Origin of the sequence: Staphylococcus sp. EG-SA-15 (assembly GCF_017151895.1) — a bacterium.
Taxonomy (GTDB): Bacteria; Bacillota; Bacilli; order Staphylococcales; family Staphylococcaceae; genus Staphylococcus; species Staphylococcus aureus.
Map to the genome: position 1 here is coordinate 1 of NZ_JACVZN010000100.1, position 263 is coordinate 263.

A 263-nucleotide genomic window follows, 5' to 3' on the forward strand; every position below is an offset into this window, starting at 1 on the left:
CCGTGTTACCGCCGTGAAAGGGCGGTGTCTTAACCGCTTGACCAAGGAGCCATGGCTCCACAGGTAGGACTCGAACCTACGACCGATCGGTTAACAGCCGATAGCTCTACCACTGAGCTACTGTGGATTAATATTATGCCTGGCAACGTTCTACTCTAGCGGAACGTAAGTTCGACTACCATCGACGCTAAGGAGCTTAACTTCTGTGTTCGGCATGGGAACAGGTGTGACCTCCTTGCTATAGTCACCAGACATATGAATGT

1 tRNA gene and 1 rRNA gene are annotated in these 263 nt (G+C 51.0%); both read right to left on the reverse strand.

The window, feature by feature from the left end:
- Positions 1-52: 52 nt before the first annotated feature.
- Positions 53-127: transfer RNA gene (locus IDG64_RS14520), tRNA-Asn, on the reverse strand.
- A 10-nt stretch (positions 128-137) separates the two neighbouring features.
- Positions 138-252: ribosomal RNA gene (rrf, locus tag IDG64_RS14525) — 5S ribosomal RNA — on the reverse strand.
- Between the last annotated feature and the right edge of the window lie 11 nt (positions 253-263).